1 protein-coding gene (cut by a window edge) is annotated in these 19,015 nt (G+C 68.5%); it reads right to left on the minus strand.

Annotation, left to right across the window (positions count from 1 at the left end):
- Positions 1-19,015: part of an LEPR-XLL domain-containing protein coding region (locus MKK50_RS00170; RefSeq protein ID WP_499019551.1), annotated on the minus strand (this coding region is incomplete at its 3' end). Its footprint extends 14,532 nt past the window's final position; the window shows 19,015 of its 33,547 annotated nt.

Consider the following 19,015-nt stretch of genomic DNA (forward strand, 5'->3'; position numbering starts at 1 on the left):
CCAGCACGCCTGCGGTGAACACGGCCCGGCCGTTGTCGCCGAGGATGACGTGGTTGCCCGCGCCGCCATCGCTGGAGTCGGCGCCTGCGCCGCCGATGATCGTGGTGTCGCCGTCGGACGCGGTGATCGCGTCGCCGCCGCCGATCGCGGTCGCCCCCGAGGTGATGGTCGCGATCCTCCCGTTCGTGAAGGTGGCCGATCCGCTGTCGCCGAGCACGACCTGCGTGCCCTTGCCGAGCGTGATCCGGTCCGCACCCGCGCCGCCGATGACCGTGGCGCTGCCGTCCTTGGCCGACACGGTGTCGTCGTCGCCGATCTCGGGATCGATGCTCTCGATCGAGACCAGCGCACCTGCGGTGAACACGGCCCGGCCGTTGTCGCCGAGGATCACGTGGTTGCCCGCGCCGACCTCGATCGCGTCGGCGCCGGCGCCGCCGATGATCGTGGTGTCGCCGTCGGACGCGGTGATCGTGTCGCCGCCGCCAATACCGGTCGCCACCGAGGTGATGGTCGCGATCCGACCGTTCGTGAAGGTGGCCGAGCCGCTGTCGCCGAGCACGACCTGCGTGCCCTTGCCCAGCGTGATCCGGTCCGCGCCCGCGCCACCGATGACCGTGACGTTGCCGTCGCCGGTCTCGATGCTGTCGTCGTCACCGACGGCCGCCTCGTCGTCCGTGGTCTTGATGCTGGTCAGCACCGGGACCGGGACGGTCACGCCGTTGATGATCCGCGTACCCGGGACGAAGCGCGCCTCGCCGGTATCGCCGAGGATCACATGCGTGCCCCTGCCGACGGTGATGCCGTCCTTGCCGGCGCCGCCGATGATCGTCGTGTCGCCGTCGCTCGCCTTGATCGTGTCGGCGTCTCCGGTCGTCCCGGCGATGCTGCGCAGGCTGGTCAGGACGCCGTTCTCGAACACGGCCTCGCCGTTGTCGCCGAGGATGACGTGGTTGCCCGCACCCGCGGTGATGGTGTCGGCGCCGAAGCCGCCGATGACAATGTTGTTGCCGTCGGTCGCGGTGATCGTGTCGCCGCCGCCGATGCCGGTGAAGGTCGAGACGATCCGGCTGACGACGTGGGTGCCCTCGAGCGCGATGCCCGCGGTGGCCGAGCCGTCCTGCCAGATCTGGCCGTGATCGCCGACGATGACGTTGTCGCCGCCCTTGGCGTCGATCGTGTCGGTGCCCGCGGCCCGCGGCTGATCGATGAAGGGATCGGCGATCGTCACGATGCGGCGGACGTCGTCGAGGTTGAGGCTGGAATCACCGAGGATGGTGTCCGCGGCCGGTCCGCCGACGATCGTGTCGTTGCCGGTGCCGCCGGCGATGATGTTGCGCCCCTTGCCGCCGGTAATCGTGTCGTTACCGGCGCCGCCGTCGATGATGACGAGGCCGGTCGCACCCGAGGCATCGATGATGTCGTTGAGGCTGACGACGGTGTTGTCGCGATCCAGGGTTCCCTCGTCGCGGAAGCCGTAGGCGCGTCCGGTCTGCTTCGCGAAGGTGGAGTCGTAGCGGCTGCCGTCGGCGGTGGTATCGCCGAACAGGGCGAGCGTACCCTGCGAGCCGGTCACCTTGATCGTATCGGCGCCGCCGCCGCCATGGATCGCGGTGAGGGTGCCGACGGCCGTGCCGGTCACCGTGACCGTGTCGGCGCCGGAGCCGAGCAGCAGCTCGACCGACCGCATGCCGCTATAGGTCACGCCGCCCTCGAAGGTGCGCACGGTGTTGTTGGTGCTCGTCGCCGTGGTGACGTCGTTCGTCGACATGCCGAAGCCGTCGATATGCGTGGCACTCACCGTGCCGGAGACGCCCGCCGTCGTGGAGTCGTTGTAGAGCGTGACCTTGTCGAAGTCCGGCAAGCCATCATCGACGATGTTGCGGTTGACGACGGGGTTGTTCTCGCCCGGCAGGACGATCGCCGGGGTCAGCGAACGGCTCTCGGGGCCGACGCCGCCCTCCAGGACCAGCGGTCCCTCGATGGCGCTGAGTTCGTGCGGCTGACGCGAGAAGGTCTTGAGGTCCGAGGTCGTCCGCGCGCCGTTGGGGTCGCGCGCCACGGTGACCCGCACGGCCTGGTCCCAATCCGCCGCGGTGAAGGTGATGGTGGCCGGGTTGGTGCCGTCGGCCGCCTTGAACCGGCTGTCCGCGCTCGACGTGATCGTCTGGCCGTCTCCGGCCAGCGTGATCGTCACCGGCGCCTTCGGCTGCATGGTCAGGACGACGTCGTAATGGGAGGTCTGGCTCGGCGTCACCACGACGCCGCCCTCCTTGGGCGTCACCACCACACCGGCGGTGTTGCCGTCGGTCACCTGCACCCGCACCACCGGCTGGCCGACGAGCGCCGCCTTGAAGAAGCCCTCCGTCGCCGTGCCGTTCAGCGTGCTGGTGACGGTGTGGGTGATCTCCGCGACGAAGCGGTTCTCGGGCTTCAGGTCTGCCGGCGAGGAGACCAGCACCGTCTGCGGCTGGTTCCAGTTGGCGAGCGTGAAGGTGAGATAGGCCCGGCCGTTGCCGTCCCGCGGCAGCGGCGTGCCGTTGCCGTCGGTGAAGGCGACCTCCGTGCTCGACACGTTGAGCGTGACACGCACCTCTTCGCCGACCACCGGGGCGTTGTTGAGGACGACGGTGTAGCTGTCCTTGTTCTGGGGCTTGTTGCCGTTGCCCTCGATGACCGAGGTCCCGCCGCCGCTCTCGACGATGATCAGCCCCGGCTTGTCGTTGTCGATGACCTTGACCAGCGTGTTGCGAACGAAGGTGCCGTTCACCTCCGCATGGGAGCTGATCACCGAGTGGCCGATCGCCACGTTCTGGTCGCCCTCCAGCGCCGTGTCCGACTTGGCGCGGACGAAGACCGTCCGGTCGGCACTCCAGACGTAGGTGTTGCTGACGTTGTCGAGGACGGCGGTGAAGCGCAGCGTCAGCGCATCTGCCCAGGTGATGCCGTCCGTGGAGATCTCGAGGGTGCTCGCGTTGCCGGCCAGCGCGCGCATCTGCGCCGACGATTGCGCGGCCGAAACCGTGACCACGGCCCAATCGGTGCTGGTCAGGCCGGTCGTCTTCGGTGCCGGCGGCGCGATCTTGTAGGTGCCGACGCTGCTGCCGATGGCATCCGGCGTCGTGATGCTGGAATCCTCTCGCAGGGTCAGCCCGCCGCCGTCGCTGACGGAGCCCGCATCGGCCGCCGAGACCGACGCGTTGATACCCGGCACGAACAGGCCGTTGAAGGCCGGATCGGTGCTGGAGATCGTGTGGTTGATGACGGCCGAGTTGCCCTTGGCGTCGCGCGCGACGACCTCGCCGCTGACGTCGCCGGCGACGTGGAAGGTGTCGCTGCCGAGGCCGCCGATCAGCGTGGTGACGACGCCCGCCGGGGTGGAGAGCACGTAGAAGGTGTCGTCGCCCTCCAGGCCGTCGACCTCGACCGCCTGGATGTTGGTGAAGCGGATCGACAGGCCGGCACCGAAGATGCCGTCACGGGTCACCACGAAGGTATCGGCGAACTCGGTGCCGAGCGCGACGATCTTATTGAAGCCGGAGCCGCCATCGATGTCGAGCGGCGCGTTGATGTTGTATTCGATCCGGTCGTTGCCGGCACCAGCATTGAGCTTGATCTTGTTCTCGGACGCGGTGGCGAAGGCGCGCACGATGAAGACGTCGTCGCCGTCCTCGCCCTCAAGGCGCAGATCGGCCTTGTTCGAATAGATCTGGAAGGTGTCGTCGCCGGCACCGCCGTAGATCACTGCCGGGATCGAGATACCGCGGGACAGGTAGCCGCCGAAGGACAGCTTCGTCGTCTCGAACGCGTCCTCGACGAGCAGTCCATTGGGGACGTCGCGCGGCGTCGCGAAGACCTGGCCGACCTGGAAGAAATCGTTGCCCTCGCCGCCGTCGATGGTCATCAGCGCGCCGTTGTCGTCCATCGCGAAGCGGTCGTTACCCTTCCCGCCTTCGACGATGACGCGCCCGTTGATGCTCATGTCGTAGTTGATCCGCTCGACGACGGCGTTCACCGGGTAGGTGCCGTCGGCATTCGGATGGACGAGCGCGACGAAGTTGCGGCGCATCAGGAACTGATCGGCGGCATCGGTGCCGAGGATCGTCAGCGTGTCGATACCCCGGTCGGCATCGCCGGAATCCGTGACGTTGATGCGGTAGGACGAGGCGCCGGCCAGTTGGATGCGGATCGTGTCCGTGTCCTGGCCGCCGTCGATGTCGAGCGTGTCGGTGACGCTGCCGGTCTTGCTGGTGAGCGAAGGCAGACGATCCACGTTGATCGTGTCCGCGCCGTCCTCACCGAAGACCTTGGTGTTACCGGCGATCTCGCTGACGGCGAGGTCGAGTCTGTCGTCGCCCGCACCGAGCCGGATGGCCGTGGCCGCAGCGCGGACCCGGCCGCGCAGGACGAACCGGTCCTGGCCGCCGAGGCTGGTCAGCGCCAGGGTCGAGGTGGCGATCGTGGTGCCGAGCAGCGTCAGGGCGTTGTCGCCCGCGCCGAGATTCACATCGATGGTCTTGCCCGTGATCGTCGCGCTCTTGAGCAGCGTCGTGCCGTCGAGCGCGGCATCGACCACCGTGTCGTTGCCCGAGCCCGAAACCAGGCTGAAGCTGTCCGCGGCGGCGAGCGTGCCGGCGAGCGCGACTTGGTTGGCACCGTTGCCAAGGGTGATCGCGATGGTGTCGGCCGTCAGGTCGAGCGCATCCGTGACCGTCTGACCGGCCTTGCGGTGATCGCTGACGATGTCGAGGCCCGAACCGGTGGCGAGGCGGAAGGCGCCGGCAATGCGGTACATACCGGCGAGGGTGACCGTATTGGCGCCGTCGCCGAGGTCGATCGCGAGCGACTTCGCCTCGACGCTGGCCTTCTCCACCGCGCCATTCGCGACGCGCAGGTCGGTCAGCGTGTCCGCGCCGCCCGCTGCGGTGATCGTGAAGGCGTCGTCGATCTTGTAGCTGCCGGTCAACGTCAGGGCGTTGTCGCCCGCGCCCGCATTCACGGACATCGAGCCGGCCTTGTAGCTGCCCCGCAGGTCGATCTCGTCGTTACCGGAACCAGTCCTGATCGTGAGCGCGTTCGTGACCGTGTAGCTGCCGGCCAGGGTGATCCTGTTGTTCCCGCCGCCAGCGTCGAGGGTGTAGCTGCCGGCCTTGATCCCGCCGTTCAGGATGATGACGTCATCGGCGCTGCCGGTGACGAACTCCATCGCCCCCGCGATGTCGTAGCCGCCGACGAGATTGGCCGAGTTGACGCCGTCGCCGAGGTTGATCGACAGCGAGCCGGCCCGGATGTCGGTCGTGGGCGTATCGGACAGGGTGTCGATGCCCGACCCGCCCGTCATCGAGAGCGCGCCGGCGATCCGATAGGTGCCGTTCAGCGTGAGGTCGTTCCGGCCAGCCCCGGTTCCGGCGGAGATCCCCATCGAGCCGGCCGTGTAGCTGCCCTGCAGACCGATGGTATCGTTGCCCGCACCCGTCCGGATCGTAAGGGCGTTCCGCGCCTTGTAGACGCCGGAGAGCGCGAGGCTGTTGTTCCCCTCGCCCGCGTCGAGGGTGAAGCTGCCGGTATCGAAAGTGCCCGTCAGGCCGATCGTATCGGTGCCGTCGAGCGTCGTGAGCTGCATGGCGTTGGTGACGACGTAGTCACCGCCGAGGCCGACCGTGTTCGCGCCATCCCCGAGCGCGACCGTCACCGAATCCGCGCCGACGTCGGCCTTCCGCGTGACGCCGCCGAGCACCTGCGTGTCGACGAGCGTGTCGCTGCCCGCATCGGCGCCGATGATCAGCGCGCCGGTGGAGTAGGCGCCGAGCATCGTGATCTTGTTGTCGCCCGCGCCGGCACGCAGTTCGATGGAGCCGCTGCGCGTGATCGCGCCTTCCGTGACCGTCGCGGCGGTCGCCCCGCCGCTGATGGTGCGCTGACCCGTGGTGAAGATGCCGTCCAGCAGGATCTCGTCGCCGTTGCCCCCGGACTCGATCAGGATCGAGGAGCCGACGAAGGTGCCGGACAGCGTGATCTTGGAGGCCGTGTTGTCGGGCGTTCCGCTCGCACTGAAGTCCGAGCGCAGGGTGATGGTGCCCTTCGCCTTCACGACCGCACCCGCCTCGACGACGAGGTTGTCGCCGGCGTTCAGGGTCACCGAGCCGGCGGTCGAGAAGATCGTGACACCGGCCTTGACGGTCAGGTCGTCGCCCGACGAACCCGTTTCGCCGGCCTGCTCGATGATGTCGCCCGACGAGACGATGTCCTTGTCGATCGTCAGCGGGCTCGACGTGCGGATGCCGATCCGGCCCCGCGCCGCCTGCAGACCCGTGGTGTCGCTGGTGACGCCGCCGACGCGCAGGCCGCCGATGTTCCACAGCCAGATGTCGCCGTTGATCGAGCGGGCTTCGAGACCACCATACTGGTCGCCGTCGAGGCTGCGCATGTTAGCGACGATGCGCTTGGCCTCCGAGCCGATGCTGCCGGAAGCAACGAGATAGGCCTTGCCGGAACGGAGGTTGGAGCTGCCTCCGGTGGTCTCGTTGTAGTTGGTCGATCCGTTGAGGATGCTACCGGCGACCGCCGTGACGAAGGCCGTGCGCTGCGCGTCGGTGCCGACGCTGGCGAGGTAGAGATCGCCCGCACTCTCCAGCACGTAGAGGTTGCTCAGGCCGCTCTGAAGCGTGACGACACCATCCGTCGTGCGATCGACGTTGCTGTCGATCTCGAACTCGTCGCCGGCGACGCCGATGCCGTCGAGGGCGGTGAGCGAGATCGAGTGGCCGCTCACGTTGGCACGGCCCGAACCGGCCACCGGCGCGGAGTCGATGTCGCGCGGGTTGGAAAGGTCGCCCGCGTCGAGGATCGAGGCCTTGGCCGCCAGAACCACGTCACCCTTGGTGGTGACGGCCAGCACCTTCATGCTGGTTTCCGTCTCGGTCAGGACGATGTCGCCCGTGGCGCCGGCCCGGACGGTGCCGGTCAGCTTCATCTCGATGGCGTCGCCCTTGGCGCCGATCGCGCCGGCTGCCTTCAGGTAGACGTTGGCCGCGACGATCTTGTTGGTGTCCGTGTGGACACCGTCGAGGATGCTGCCCTTGTCCGAGACGAAGGTGACGTTGCCGCCCTGCGAATAGGCGGATTCCAGGTTCAGATCGCCGTTGCGGGCCGTGACGAAGATATCGCGCGCCGCACGGACGGCCAGGGTCGAACCCGTCGTCAGATCGATGCCGATCACCCGCGCCGCAGTACCGACGCTGCCGTCCCCGCCTTCGAGGACAGCGTCGCCGCCCTTGATGTTCACCGCATCCGCCGCCCCGCCGTTGAGGAGGCCGGTCGAGGACTTGAGGCGGATCTCCTTGCCGGTGACCGATTCCACGCGGCCGACGGTCAGGAGTGCGGCGGTGTTGATGAAGATCTGGGTGTTCGCGGTCACATCGAGGGCTCCGGTGCCCTCGATGACGACCGCCTTGCGCTTCTGGATCAGCAGCTTGGTGATCTGATTGAACGGATTCCCGGCGTCCTTGGCCGACTGGAACAGCACTAGGCTGCGGGCGCTCTCCGTCTTGAGCGTGCTTCCGCTCTCGAGGATGAGCGTCGAGGCGCTCGCCTGCTTGATCGTGAAGCTGGTGTCCTTGGTGGTCGCGTTGCCGGACTTCACGCCGAACGTACCGGCGACGCCGATCAGCATCCCGTCCTTGAAGCCGTCGCCGAGGAAGCTGCCCGACGCGCGGGTGACCACGGACACACCGGTCCCGTCGGTGGAGCGCACGCCGACATTCACGGTGACGCCGGTCTCGGGAACGAAGAGCTGCGTCGCCTCGAGCCGGATCACCGAGCCGCTGACGGACGCGATGCGGTAGACGCTCGTGGAGGCCGCGCTGGTGTTGGCTGTGCCGCCCGCGATGTAGAGCGTGCTGCCGACCGTGTAGGTGCCGTCCCACGCCGTGCCGTCGGTGCGGGTCAGAACACCCTGGTTGGTCGCCGTGTCGTTGCTGAAGCTGACGGTCAGGGTCGCAGGGGCCGCCTTGAGCAGGTCGAAGGCGACTTCGGCGGTCGCGCGCGGCGCCTCACCGGTGACGGCGATGCTGACGCCGATATCGATGTTGCGGGCCACACCCTGGCTGCCGAAGACCTTGTCGACGGTGATGACGTTCCCGACGACACTGATGATCTTGTAGCCCGTCGAGCTCTCGGCCGACGCATTCGGCGTCACGCCCCCGATGTAGAGCGTCCCGCTGTAGAGCTTGCCGTTCTTGTCGAAGAAGACGCTCGTATCCCAGTTCGCGCCGTCCTGGCGGGTCACGGTGCCGTTGCTACCGGACTGGCCGAAGACGACGTTGGTGGTGATCGGAGCCTTCGTGAGGAAGACGATGTCGCTCCGCTCGGCGGCGCCGAGATCGATCTGCTGATCCGTTGTCAGCGGCGCGGAGCCGGGTCCGATGTCGATCAGGCTGGTTCCGCTCACGGAGCCGACATTGCCCGACGTCACGATCTTGATGTTGGCGCCCTTGATGATCGGGTCCTGCTTGTCGACGATCGTGCTGGTCGTCTCCTTGAGCAGTCCCTGCCCGACGGCGCTGAGCAGCTCTTCCTGCGTCCAGCGCTTGATGCCGGCGTCGATGGCATCGGCCGTCGCCTTGTCGATGAAGAAGGCGGGCGCGGCCTTGCGGCTGGCCGTCAGGGCGTTCGTGTTGGGCGTGTCGGCCGTGTTGTAGGAGCCCGGCAGGCTGTTGAAGAAGGTGTTGAGCGAGCGGTACTGCGCCGTCAGCACCGTGGAGCGCAGGGTCTGCGCGGCGGTGCGGGCCGCGTCGATGGCGGCGGAGCTCCGGTTCTCCGTCTCCGCCGCGGTGCGGGCGGCGGTCACGGCGTCGAGGAGTGCCTGACCGGCCAGGCGCGGCGCGAAGGCGGCGTTGTAGACGCTCGGATCGACCTGCTGGTTGCGGTAGCTCCAGTAGCTCTCATAGTCGGCCTGCACGGCCGTCGTCTCGGCCGCGACCTTCGACGCGTCGTAGCTGTCGCCGAGCCCGCCGAAGCGAAGATGGAGCGCTGCGTAGGTCGCCTTGAGCGCGGCTTCCGCCGCTGCCACCTTGCCGGAGGTGGCCAGACGCAGGGCCGCCTCGCCGAGGGTCTGCGAGCCGGCGTCCTTGGTGAACTGCTCGGTCAGGGCGGTCAGCTCGGCGCTGCCGATCCGGGTCGATCCGTTGGCGAGATAGGTGCTGTAGAGGTCGTAGGCCGCACCGAGCTTCGCCACGTAGCGGGCGCCGAAGCCCGAGAAGGCGGCATCGAGATCCTTGTAGGCCTGCGACTGCAGCGTCGTCGCGTCACCCGCTTCGCGCATCTGCCAGTACTGGTCGTACTGCGTGCTGAAGTTCGTCACCTTCGTGGCATCGAAGCCGTCGAAGACCAGCTTCAAGTTGTTGAAATCGACATTCCTCGAGTCGCTGATCTGCTTGATCTGCGCGGAGACGTAATCCGTCAGAGCGGTGCCCGTCAGCTTGGTTCCACGAGCCTCGGCCTCGATGGCCGTGGTGTAGAGCTGCGCGATCTGGGCTTCGGTCAGACGGGTGCCCTGATCGGTTTCGAGCTGCGTGATCTGAGCCGTGACGCGCGCGATCAGCGCATCGCCGGAAATCGGGGCGGTACGCGTTGCGGCCTGCATCTTGGCGAGCGCCGATGCGGTCGCCTGCACCGTGTAGGCCGAATCGAAGCTGGTGCTGTTCGGCTGCGTCCCGCGGATCGCCCAGTAGGTGGCGTAATCACCCGAGAGGTCGGCGTGATAGACGTCGCCGTACTGGCCGTACTGGGCGTGCAGCACCCGGTACTGCAGCGTCCGGTTGGTTTCGAGCGCCTTGACCGCGTTGTCGACGTAGGTCTTCACCGCACCGGCTTCGGTGATGCCGGCATCATTCGCCTGGCTCGTGAACAGAGCGGTATAGTAGGCGCGTTCGCCGGTCTTCTCGCTGAGGGTAACCTCGAAGCTGCTGCTGTAGCGGGAGGGGTCGGCCTGCTGGTTCCGGTAGGCCCAGTAGGCGTTGTAGTCGCGCTCGCGGGTGCTCTCGTAGGCGCTGAGCGTCCGCTCGAACTTGAGGTTCGCGTCCTCGGTGGTGAGGGCGAGATCCTTCCACACGCCGTTGATGAGCTGGGACGCCACGCGGTCGTCGCGCACGACGACATTGTTGACGTTGAGCAGACTCCCGGCATCGACCTTGATGTAGACGTCGCCGTTGGCCGTCAGGCTGTTCAGGCGCAGGTCGCCCGCGCGCTCACGGATGCCGACCGAACCGGCCGCAGTGATGTCGGTCTTGTCGCGGGCCGTGGTGCCGCCGTCGAGCGTGATCGGGGTCGCCTCGGAGCCGAAGCGACCGCCCGCGATCACCTTGAGGGAGCCGCCTGACACCACGCCTTCGCCGGCCACCGTCACGCCGCTCGTCGAAACGAGCTTGACGTCGAAGCCGCCGCCCGCCGCGATCTTGTCGATCCCGAGTTCGTTGTCGACGGTCCGGACGTTGAGGTTGATGTTGCCCGCGGTCGTCGTCGCCTTGAGCGTGTTGCCGGCCCCGATGGTCGTGACGTTGAGCGCCTGATCGGTGGCGTTGTTGCCGTTGCCGACGCCGATGCCGCGGGCAGCCTGCAGCGTGACCCGCGAGCCGGTGATGGCCGCGGTCGAGCTCAGATGCTGGATCGTCCCGCCCGAAGTGATCGTCGTGGCGCCGTTGTCGTTCTTGATGCCGCCGGCGATCAGCACACGGCCGGAGCCCTGCGAGTCGATGCTGACGGTGCCGGTGGTCTCACCGGTGAACTTGATCTTGATGCCGTAGTCGGCCTGCAGGCTATGAGTCGCCTGGGTCTCGGTATAATCGACCGTCTGGAACTTGGTGTAGTAAGTCTTCTTTCCGTACCACGTGCTCGTGGTCCAGCTCGCGACTTCCTTCGGCTTCTCGGCCGAGCGCGTATATTCGGGCGCGCCCAGGAAAGCGTAACCCGACTTGCTGGTATCGACATAGTAATAGGCGGATTCGGGCTGCAGAGCGGCCTTCTCGGTGATCTCCTTGTTGAAGGCGCTCAGGGGCGGCGGATCCTTTGCGAGGAAGTCCAGGCCGGCCCAGGACGAGGTACCCGTCGTCAGTGTGTAGGTGTTCTTGGCGCCCTGACCGATGGTGAAGGCGTAGCGGTACCCGGTCTTCGGGTCGTACTGCGTCGTGCTGCTGCCGTCATACTTGGCGAGCTCGGCGCCGGTGCTGTTCAGATCGGCGCTGTAGCGCGTGACGACGCCGGCGGCGTCCTGCCGGATCAGGGTCTGGCGGAAGACGATGTCGTTGGCATCCGCAATGCCGTTGCCGTTCACGTCGGTCTTGTAGGCGAGATCCTTGATATCGATCGTGCCGATGCCGCGCCGCGACAGGTCGATGCGGTTGAGGACGACGTCGCGGTTGAGCTGATTGACGACCTCGACCTTGGCGTAACCGCCCAAAGCGCGCAGCTCGCCGACGCCGGCGTTGGTGTTGAGCATGACGCCGGTCAGATTGATCTGGCCACCGGTCGAGACGACCTCGTCGATCTCGATGGCGCCGGTCTGCCGATTGTAGCTGGCAGAATAGCCGTCGCGGGTCAGCGTGCTCAGGTTCGCGGTGCGATAGGGATTGCGGATGATCTCCTGAATTTCGTTCTCGACCGACTGATCGATGACGATTCTGTAGAGTTCACGCCCGCTCTGCACGAGGCCGTTGAGGTTCAGGAACTGCGCCTTGATCGTCACCGCACCGCTGGCAATGACGCTTGACTGCGAGCCGGACAGCGCACGAGCGATGTCGGAGGCGGACTTGCCGGTCATCGGACCGGAGCCCGCTTCGAGCACGCCCTTGATCTGACCGTAGGGATCTCCGCCGACGGAGTACGTGCGCAGGTCCTCCGTCAGACCGATTGAGACGGCGCCGCCGACATCGGTCTTCAGCTCCTTGACGGTGGTCTTGGCCGTGATGGTCAGGTCACCGCCTGCCGCCGTCGCCACGTTGAGGACCGCCGTCGGCGCATAGATGTCGCCGACGATGAGAATGGCCGGCGCAGAGTTACCGTTGCGGGCGCCGGAGGTGTTCTTGAGCGAGATGTCGCTCTTGCTGTCCTTCGTGACGACGCCGCCGGCGGTCAGGACCTGGAAGCTGACGTCACGGCCACCGGCGATCGCCTTGGCGGCCGCGGCATCCGGGCTCGCGGCGTTCTTCGTGATGATCGCCTGGCGACGGGTGTTGAAGTCGTCGCTCGACGTCACCGGGATCTGGGCGTCGTTGAAGAAGGTGCCGCCGTTGGATTCCGGCATCGTGATGCCGGCGATGACGAGATTCGCCACCGAGTTGTTGGTGATCTCGACCTTCGTGTCGGACGCGGCATCGAGCCTGCCCGAGCCGAGCAGAGCGTCGGCCCGCACGATGATGCCGCCGGCACCGGCCGAGAACGGGCTCACCGTGATGGCCTGGACCTGCTTGTAGATCGGGATGAGGATCTGCTTGCCGTCGAAGGTCGTCTGGAACTCTGCGAGCCCGTCGGCCAGCAGCTCGGCTTTGATCCGGTTCACTTCGCCTTGGTAGTAGGCTTGGAGAATGCCGTTGTCCTTGTAGGTCGAGAGGCCCTTCGTGGCTTCCTCGTAGGCCTTGATCAGGTTCGACTGGGCGTTGGCGAAGCCGAGGCTGACGGTAATGGGCAGCTTCGGCAGCGTCGCCGAGGCCGAGGTCGCACCGTCAGGCAGGGTGATCGTGAAGCTCTTGGTGTTGTCTGAATCCGCGATCGGGTTGCCGGCCGCATCGTACTTCTGGCCGTTGAGCTTGACGGTGCCCGTGATCAGGGTCGCGGCGCCGTTGCCCGGCGCCCGCGTCATGTCGTCGATGACGATGGAGATGTTGCGGGTGATGCCGGTGACGACCGTGCCGTCGACGATGACGGTGCCGATCGAGCCGGTCTGCGTGTCGCCGACGGGCGTGACGGCCGAGCCGCCGAGCAGGCTGTCGATGGCGCCGGCGACGGCGGTCGTCCAGTTCGTGCCCTTCATCCGCGCCACGGCATTGGAATTGCCCTGGCGGTTGGTGAAGAGGTTGGCGTTGCCTGCGGTCTTGATCGTGGCGCCGCCATCGATCTTGATCGTGTTGATTTCCTCGACGCGGATCTTGGCCGCCAGCGAGGTGATCGGGATCGCGCTGCCCGCGAAGTTGTCGGTCGTCGCCGACGCGTCGTAGGCGTCGTCGTAGGCCTTCTTGTTGGTGCCGACCAAAAGGTCCGCGTCGCCGTAGGCGGTGATGTCGGCGCCCGCACCGATGTTCACCGCGTTGTTCGGACGGATGATGACGGTGGTGCTGCCGCTGGCCACGGTGGCCGCGCCGTAGGTCTCGGAGTTCGAGACGGCATAGGCGTTGCCGCCGCCATTGGCCGAAAGCGTCAGGTTTCCGAGCGTGAACAGGGTCGCGTTGGCACCGATATTGACCTGCGCGACGAAGTTCCGGGTCTCGATGCTGGAATAGGCGCCAGCACCCGACAGCGCGCCGCCGGTGGTCAGCGAAACCTTGTCGTAGGCGTTGATGATGTTGTTGGCAGCAAGACGGATTCCGCCTGCGGTCCCGGCGCGGGCAACGGTGATCAGATCGGCATTGCTGCCGACATCGACCCGCGTGGTGATGTCGAGCACCGTCGAGCTGTGCGCCGCCGCGCCGCTGGCCAGACCGCCGGTCGAGCCGACGATGTTGGCCTGACCGAGCTGCGGCTTGTTCACGGTGTTCGTTGCGGTCGCGAGAATGTCGCGGGCCGTCACGCGGGAATTGATCCCGAACGCGGCTGTCACCGCGTGCGTGATGGCGTTGTTCACGACGGCGCCCGCTCCGGCGAGGGCGCCGTAGCTGTCGGTGATGATCTGGCCGTTCAGGGTGCCGACGTGATCGGCGGAGAGATAGAACAGACCGGTGCTGTCGCTGCTCTTCGTCAGGTCGACGGTGACGCCGGTGCCGAGTTCGGCGCGCGTGCTGCCGCCCATGCTGGTGCTGGCGCTGGCGGCCGTGCCCGAGACGAGGCCGCCGCTGCCGGAAATGCCCTTGGCGAAGTTGTCGTCGACGCCCGAGGCGGTGACGGTCATCGAGCCGGCATTGAGCGTGCCGAGGGACACGACGCGGGCGCTGGTCACGGTCGCCGAATTGGCCGACGAGACGGTGGCGCCGGCCGCAACGAGGCCGATGCTGGCGCTGCTGGCGGTCGAGGTCTGGCGCGTGCTGCTCGTCGCGCTGACGGCGACCGCGCCGCTGACGGCCAGCACCGTGCCGACATCGATGAGGCCGCTGACCGTGCTGCTGTTCTCGGCCAGGGTCACCGTCGAGTTCAAGCCGATGAGGCCGCCGACGGAGCCGGAGGCGGTCGCCGTGGCGGAGTCGCGGCCCGCCTGACGGGCGAGGTTGCCGAGCACCGAAAGGCTTCCGGCCGTGATCGACACGTTTTTCGTCGAGGCTCCGACCGTGGCGGCGACCTTGGCCTCGGCGACGGAGGCACCGATCGCGGCGGTGCCGGCATTGATGCCGGCAGCCGCGGCGTTGACGGACGGAAGCGCGGTGGCGACCACGCTCACGTTCGCAGCGGACACCGAGCCACCCTCGATGGCGGCGGTGACGGTCGGGCGCGCCTCGACCTTGGCGACGGAGCCGCCGGCCGCGAGTGCGAGCAGTCCGCCGGCGACGGAGATGCCGAGCACCTGCGAGTCGATCGTCGTCGTGTCGCTGGCGCTGACGGCGACATCGCCCGCGGACGCGACCCGGCTGTTGGTGATGCTAGCGCTCGTCGTGCTCGTCACGGTGTCGCCGGTGCCGGCGCCACCACCCGAGACGGAGACGCTGAACGCCGAGACGCTGCCGGACATGGCCGCGGCACGCGCGCGGCTCGTCAGGGTCGCGCTCTCGGTCGCCGTGACCGCGACGGAGCCGCGGGTGATGAGACCGCCGGTCGTGCCGAGGTTGCGGATCGCGGCCGAGACGTTGTTGGCGATCACGTTGTCCGCCGCCGCGACGGCGAGGGCGAACGAGCCGCTGCCGAAGACGCCGAACGAGGCGGCCACCGAGGCCGCTCCGGTATCGACGCTGAGGCTGGAGGTGTCGCGCGCCGAGACGGTCACGGTGCCGGCGGAAATCTTGTCGCCGGCTCCGTCGCCGTCGATCGCCGCGCTCACGATCGCGCCGATCCGGTTATGGGTGCCGGCTCCGGCCCCCGCGGCGCTGACGGCGATGGCACCGCCGGAGATCGCCACCGAGCCGGCGACGACCGTCGCCCGAATGGTCTGGCCGGAATTGGCGGTGACGGACAGGTTGCCGCCCGCCTCGATCGTCGTGTTCTGCGACAGAGCCTCGATGAGCAGTGCGGCCGACTTCGTCGTCTTGTCCTCGCCGTTGACCCGCTGCGTGATCTCGCTGCCGATCAGGTTGGTGGCGACGCCCGTGCCGATGCTGGCCCCGACCGCAACACCGCCGATGCTGACGCCGGCCGCCAGCGCGGCGACCTCTGCCACGATCCGGCTGTTGTTCGCGGCGGCGACCGCCACGTCACCGAAGGCGTTCAGACGAGCGTTGCTGACCCGTGCGCGGGTCGAGCCGCCGATCATGTTGGTGGCGATGGCACCGCCACCGGCCACCGAGACGGCAACGCCGCCACCCGAGAGCGCCACGGCGGCCGCAGCCACGCGGGCGTTGATGCTGGACCCGCCGTTGTCGGACGGAACCGTGGCTTCGACGCGGATTCCGCCTGTGCGCGTCGTCACGGTGGCGCCGTCGACGATCGCGGTCACGGCATTGTTGATCACGTTCAGGGCCACGGCGACGCCGATCGCCGGCGCCACGCCGACGGCGCCACCCGCAGCCGCGATGGCCGCCGCGCCGACATCGACGTTGATCGTGGCCTGATCCTTGGCGCGAACGGTGACGTCTCCGGCTGTAACGCTCGTCGAAGCGCCGGTGATGGCCGCGTTGGTGGCAAAGCTGATCGCGTTGCCCGAGTAGCTGCCCGAGCCGGCGACGCCGACCGCGACGGTTCCGCCCGTGACGACGGCCGAGGCCGCCGCGACGGTCGCGTCGATGGTGCTGGAGGAGGTGGCGGTGACCGCGACCGACCCCTGCGCCGTCGCGACCGTGTCGGCGATCAGAGCCTCGACCCTGGCCCCGCCATCGGTGTCGAGCGTCGGCTGATCGAGCCGGTTGCCGTGCGCATCGGTGATCTTCCAGCTGCCGATGATGTTCTGGGCGCCCGAGAGGCCGATCGCCACCGGAACGCTGGCGAGACCCGCGCCGCCGCCGGCCGCGGAGAGCGCGACCACCTTGGCGTCGATGTCCTGGCTGCTCTTGGCAGCCACCCGCAGGCCCGCGCCGCTCGTGACGCGGTTGAGGGACGACTGCCCGGTCGCCCGCTCGATCGCCGCGCGGGTGCTCGTGGTGATGACGTTGAGGGCGCCCGCGCCGCCGCCGGCCACCTGCACGCTGACGCCGCCGGCACCGCCGACGCTGACGGAGGCCGCCGTGGCGATCGCCTGGATCGACCCGCTGCTCTCGGCCTCGACCGAGAGGTCGCCGGAGGTCGTGGTGACACCGGTATCGGCGTTGCGAACGAGCGCCTCGACCGTGTTGCCGATGCGGTTGGTCGCCATCGAGACCGACACCGTCACGCCGACGCTGGCCGCTCCGGCGCCGCCGCCCGCGATACCCGCCGAACTGACGGAGGCGGTGATCGCGGAGGTGTCCTTGGCGGACAGGGTGATCTGCGTCGCCGTGATGCCGGTGGCGCCGTCGCCGTCGATGAAGGCGCGCGTTGCGACCGCAATGGTGTTGGAGGCGCCGGTGCCGGAGCCCGCCACGCTGACCGCCGCCGCGCCGCCGCCCTGAATCGATGCGGACACCGCCCCGACATCCGCCCGGATGGTCTGGTTCGAGACCGCCGTCACGTCGAGCGCGTTGTCGGAATCGACGCTCGTATTGTTGAGATAGGCCTGGATCTCGTTGCCGGCACCGATGGTGTTGGCCGCCGCACCGATGCCGACCGAGACACCGACGCCCGCCGCGCCACCACCGCCGGCTGCCGCCGCCGCAGCGACGATCAGGGCCTGGATGTCGGCATTCGAGCCGGCCGACACCGTGGACTTGCCACCGCGCACGATCACGGCACTGTTGGCGACGAAGGCGTTCGTGCGCACCGTGATGACGTTCGACGCACCGGCGCCGCCGCCGCTCACCGAGACGCCCGCAGCACCGCCGCCGCCGATGGAGATGGCCGCCGCCGCGGAGGTGGCCCGGATGCGCGCGTCGTTGCGCGCGCCGACCGAGACGCCGCCGCTGCGGGTGGTCAGGCCGGCATCGACGTTGGAGATCGATGCCTGGATGCCGCCCGCGATGCTGTTGATGGCGAGCGCGAAGCCGATCGCCACGCCGACGCCGGCCGCGCCGCCGCCGGCCCCGGAGAGCGAGGCGGCGCCCGTGACGGCGGAAATCTGGGCCGTGTTGGCGGCCGAGACGGTCACGCTGCCCGCCTTGATGCCGTCCGGGCCTGCTCCGTCACCGTCGATCGTAGCCGAGGTCTCGACTCCGATGGCGTTGGCGGCCACCGAACCGGCCGCGGCGCCCGCGACACCGGCCGCGCCGCCACCCTGGATCGCGGCGGATGCGGCCACGACGGTCGCGGTGATCTTCTGGCTCGCCGTGGCCTGAACCGTCAGGGCTGCAGCGATGTCGAGGGGGGAGTTCCGGACCGAGGCCTGGACGGCCGTGGCACCGCCGCTGCCGAGCGTATCGACGCGCTCGGCGTTTTGGCCCGTGCTGGACCATTCCCCGATGCGGTTTTCGGCACCGCTGACGCCCAGCGCGACGCCGACGCCGGCCGCACCGCCGCCGCCGCCGGACGCGGCCACCGCCGAGATGATCGCCGTGATTTCGGACGAGCCGGTCGCCGTCACCGTGAGGCCGCCGCTGCCGGTCGTGGTGATGCGGCTCGTATCCACCGTTGCGCTGACCGAGCCGAGGATCCGGTTCGAGGCAAAGGCGCCGCCGCCGGACACGCCGACGCCGGCCGAGCCGCCGCCCGCGATGCTGATGGCCGCCGCTGCTGCCGCCGCGTTGATGCGGCCGGCGCGCGTGGCGCTGACCGAAACGCCGAGCGAGCTGCTCGTGCGCAGGAGGGTGTCGGCGTTCCTGATCGCCGCCTCGACATTTCCGGCGATGCTGTTGAGCGCCAGCGTGAAGCCGACCGCCACGGAGACGCCGGCCCCGCCGCCGCCCGAGCCCGCAAGCGAGGCGGACCCGGCGAAGGCGTCGATCGTGGAGATGTCGGAGGCGCGGACCGAGACGTTGCCGGCCTCGATGCCGGCCGCACCGTCGCCGTCGATGACGGCGCGGGTTGCCACCGCGATGGCATTCGAGACCGAGACGCCGGCCGCCGAGACGCCGACGCCGGCCGAACCGCCACCGCCGATGGAGGCCGCCGCAGCAGCGACCTGGGCGGAGATCGCCTGAGCCGAGCTGGCCCCGACCGTCAGCGCGCCGCTCGTCTTGACGCTGCTCCCCGTGAGACGCGCCTCGACGACGGAGCCCTGGCTCGCGGCGGCGGTATCGACGCGGTTGCGTCCCTCGCCGGACGACGTCCAGTCGCCGATCTGGTTGGCGGCGACGGACACGCCGATCGCCACGCCGACGCCGGCCGAACCACCGACGCCGACGGCGAGGGAGGCGGCCGCAACGAGAGCCGAGATCCTCGAAGTGGCCGCGGCGGTCACGGTGACGGTGCCGCTCTGCGTGATCGTGCTGGCGGCCATCACGGCCCGGGTGACGGGGCGGATGGTGTTGAAGGCGAGCGCACCGCCACCGGCGATGGCGATGCCGCCCGATCCGCCGCCGCCGATGCTGACAGCGGCCGCCGTCGTCGTCCCCGTGATGGTCGCGTTGCTGAGGGCATCGACCAGGACTGCACCGGTGCCCGCGTCGATCCCGTCGCCGACATTGTTCACGCTGGCCCGGGTGGACGCATTGATGGTGTTGAGCGC

The sequence above is a fragment of the Methylobacterium sp. J-043 genome, from assembly GCF_022829505.1.
Lineage (GTDB): Bacteria > Pseudomonadota > Alphaproteobacteria > Rhizobiales > Beijerinckiaceae > Methylobacterium > Methylobacterium extorquens_A.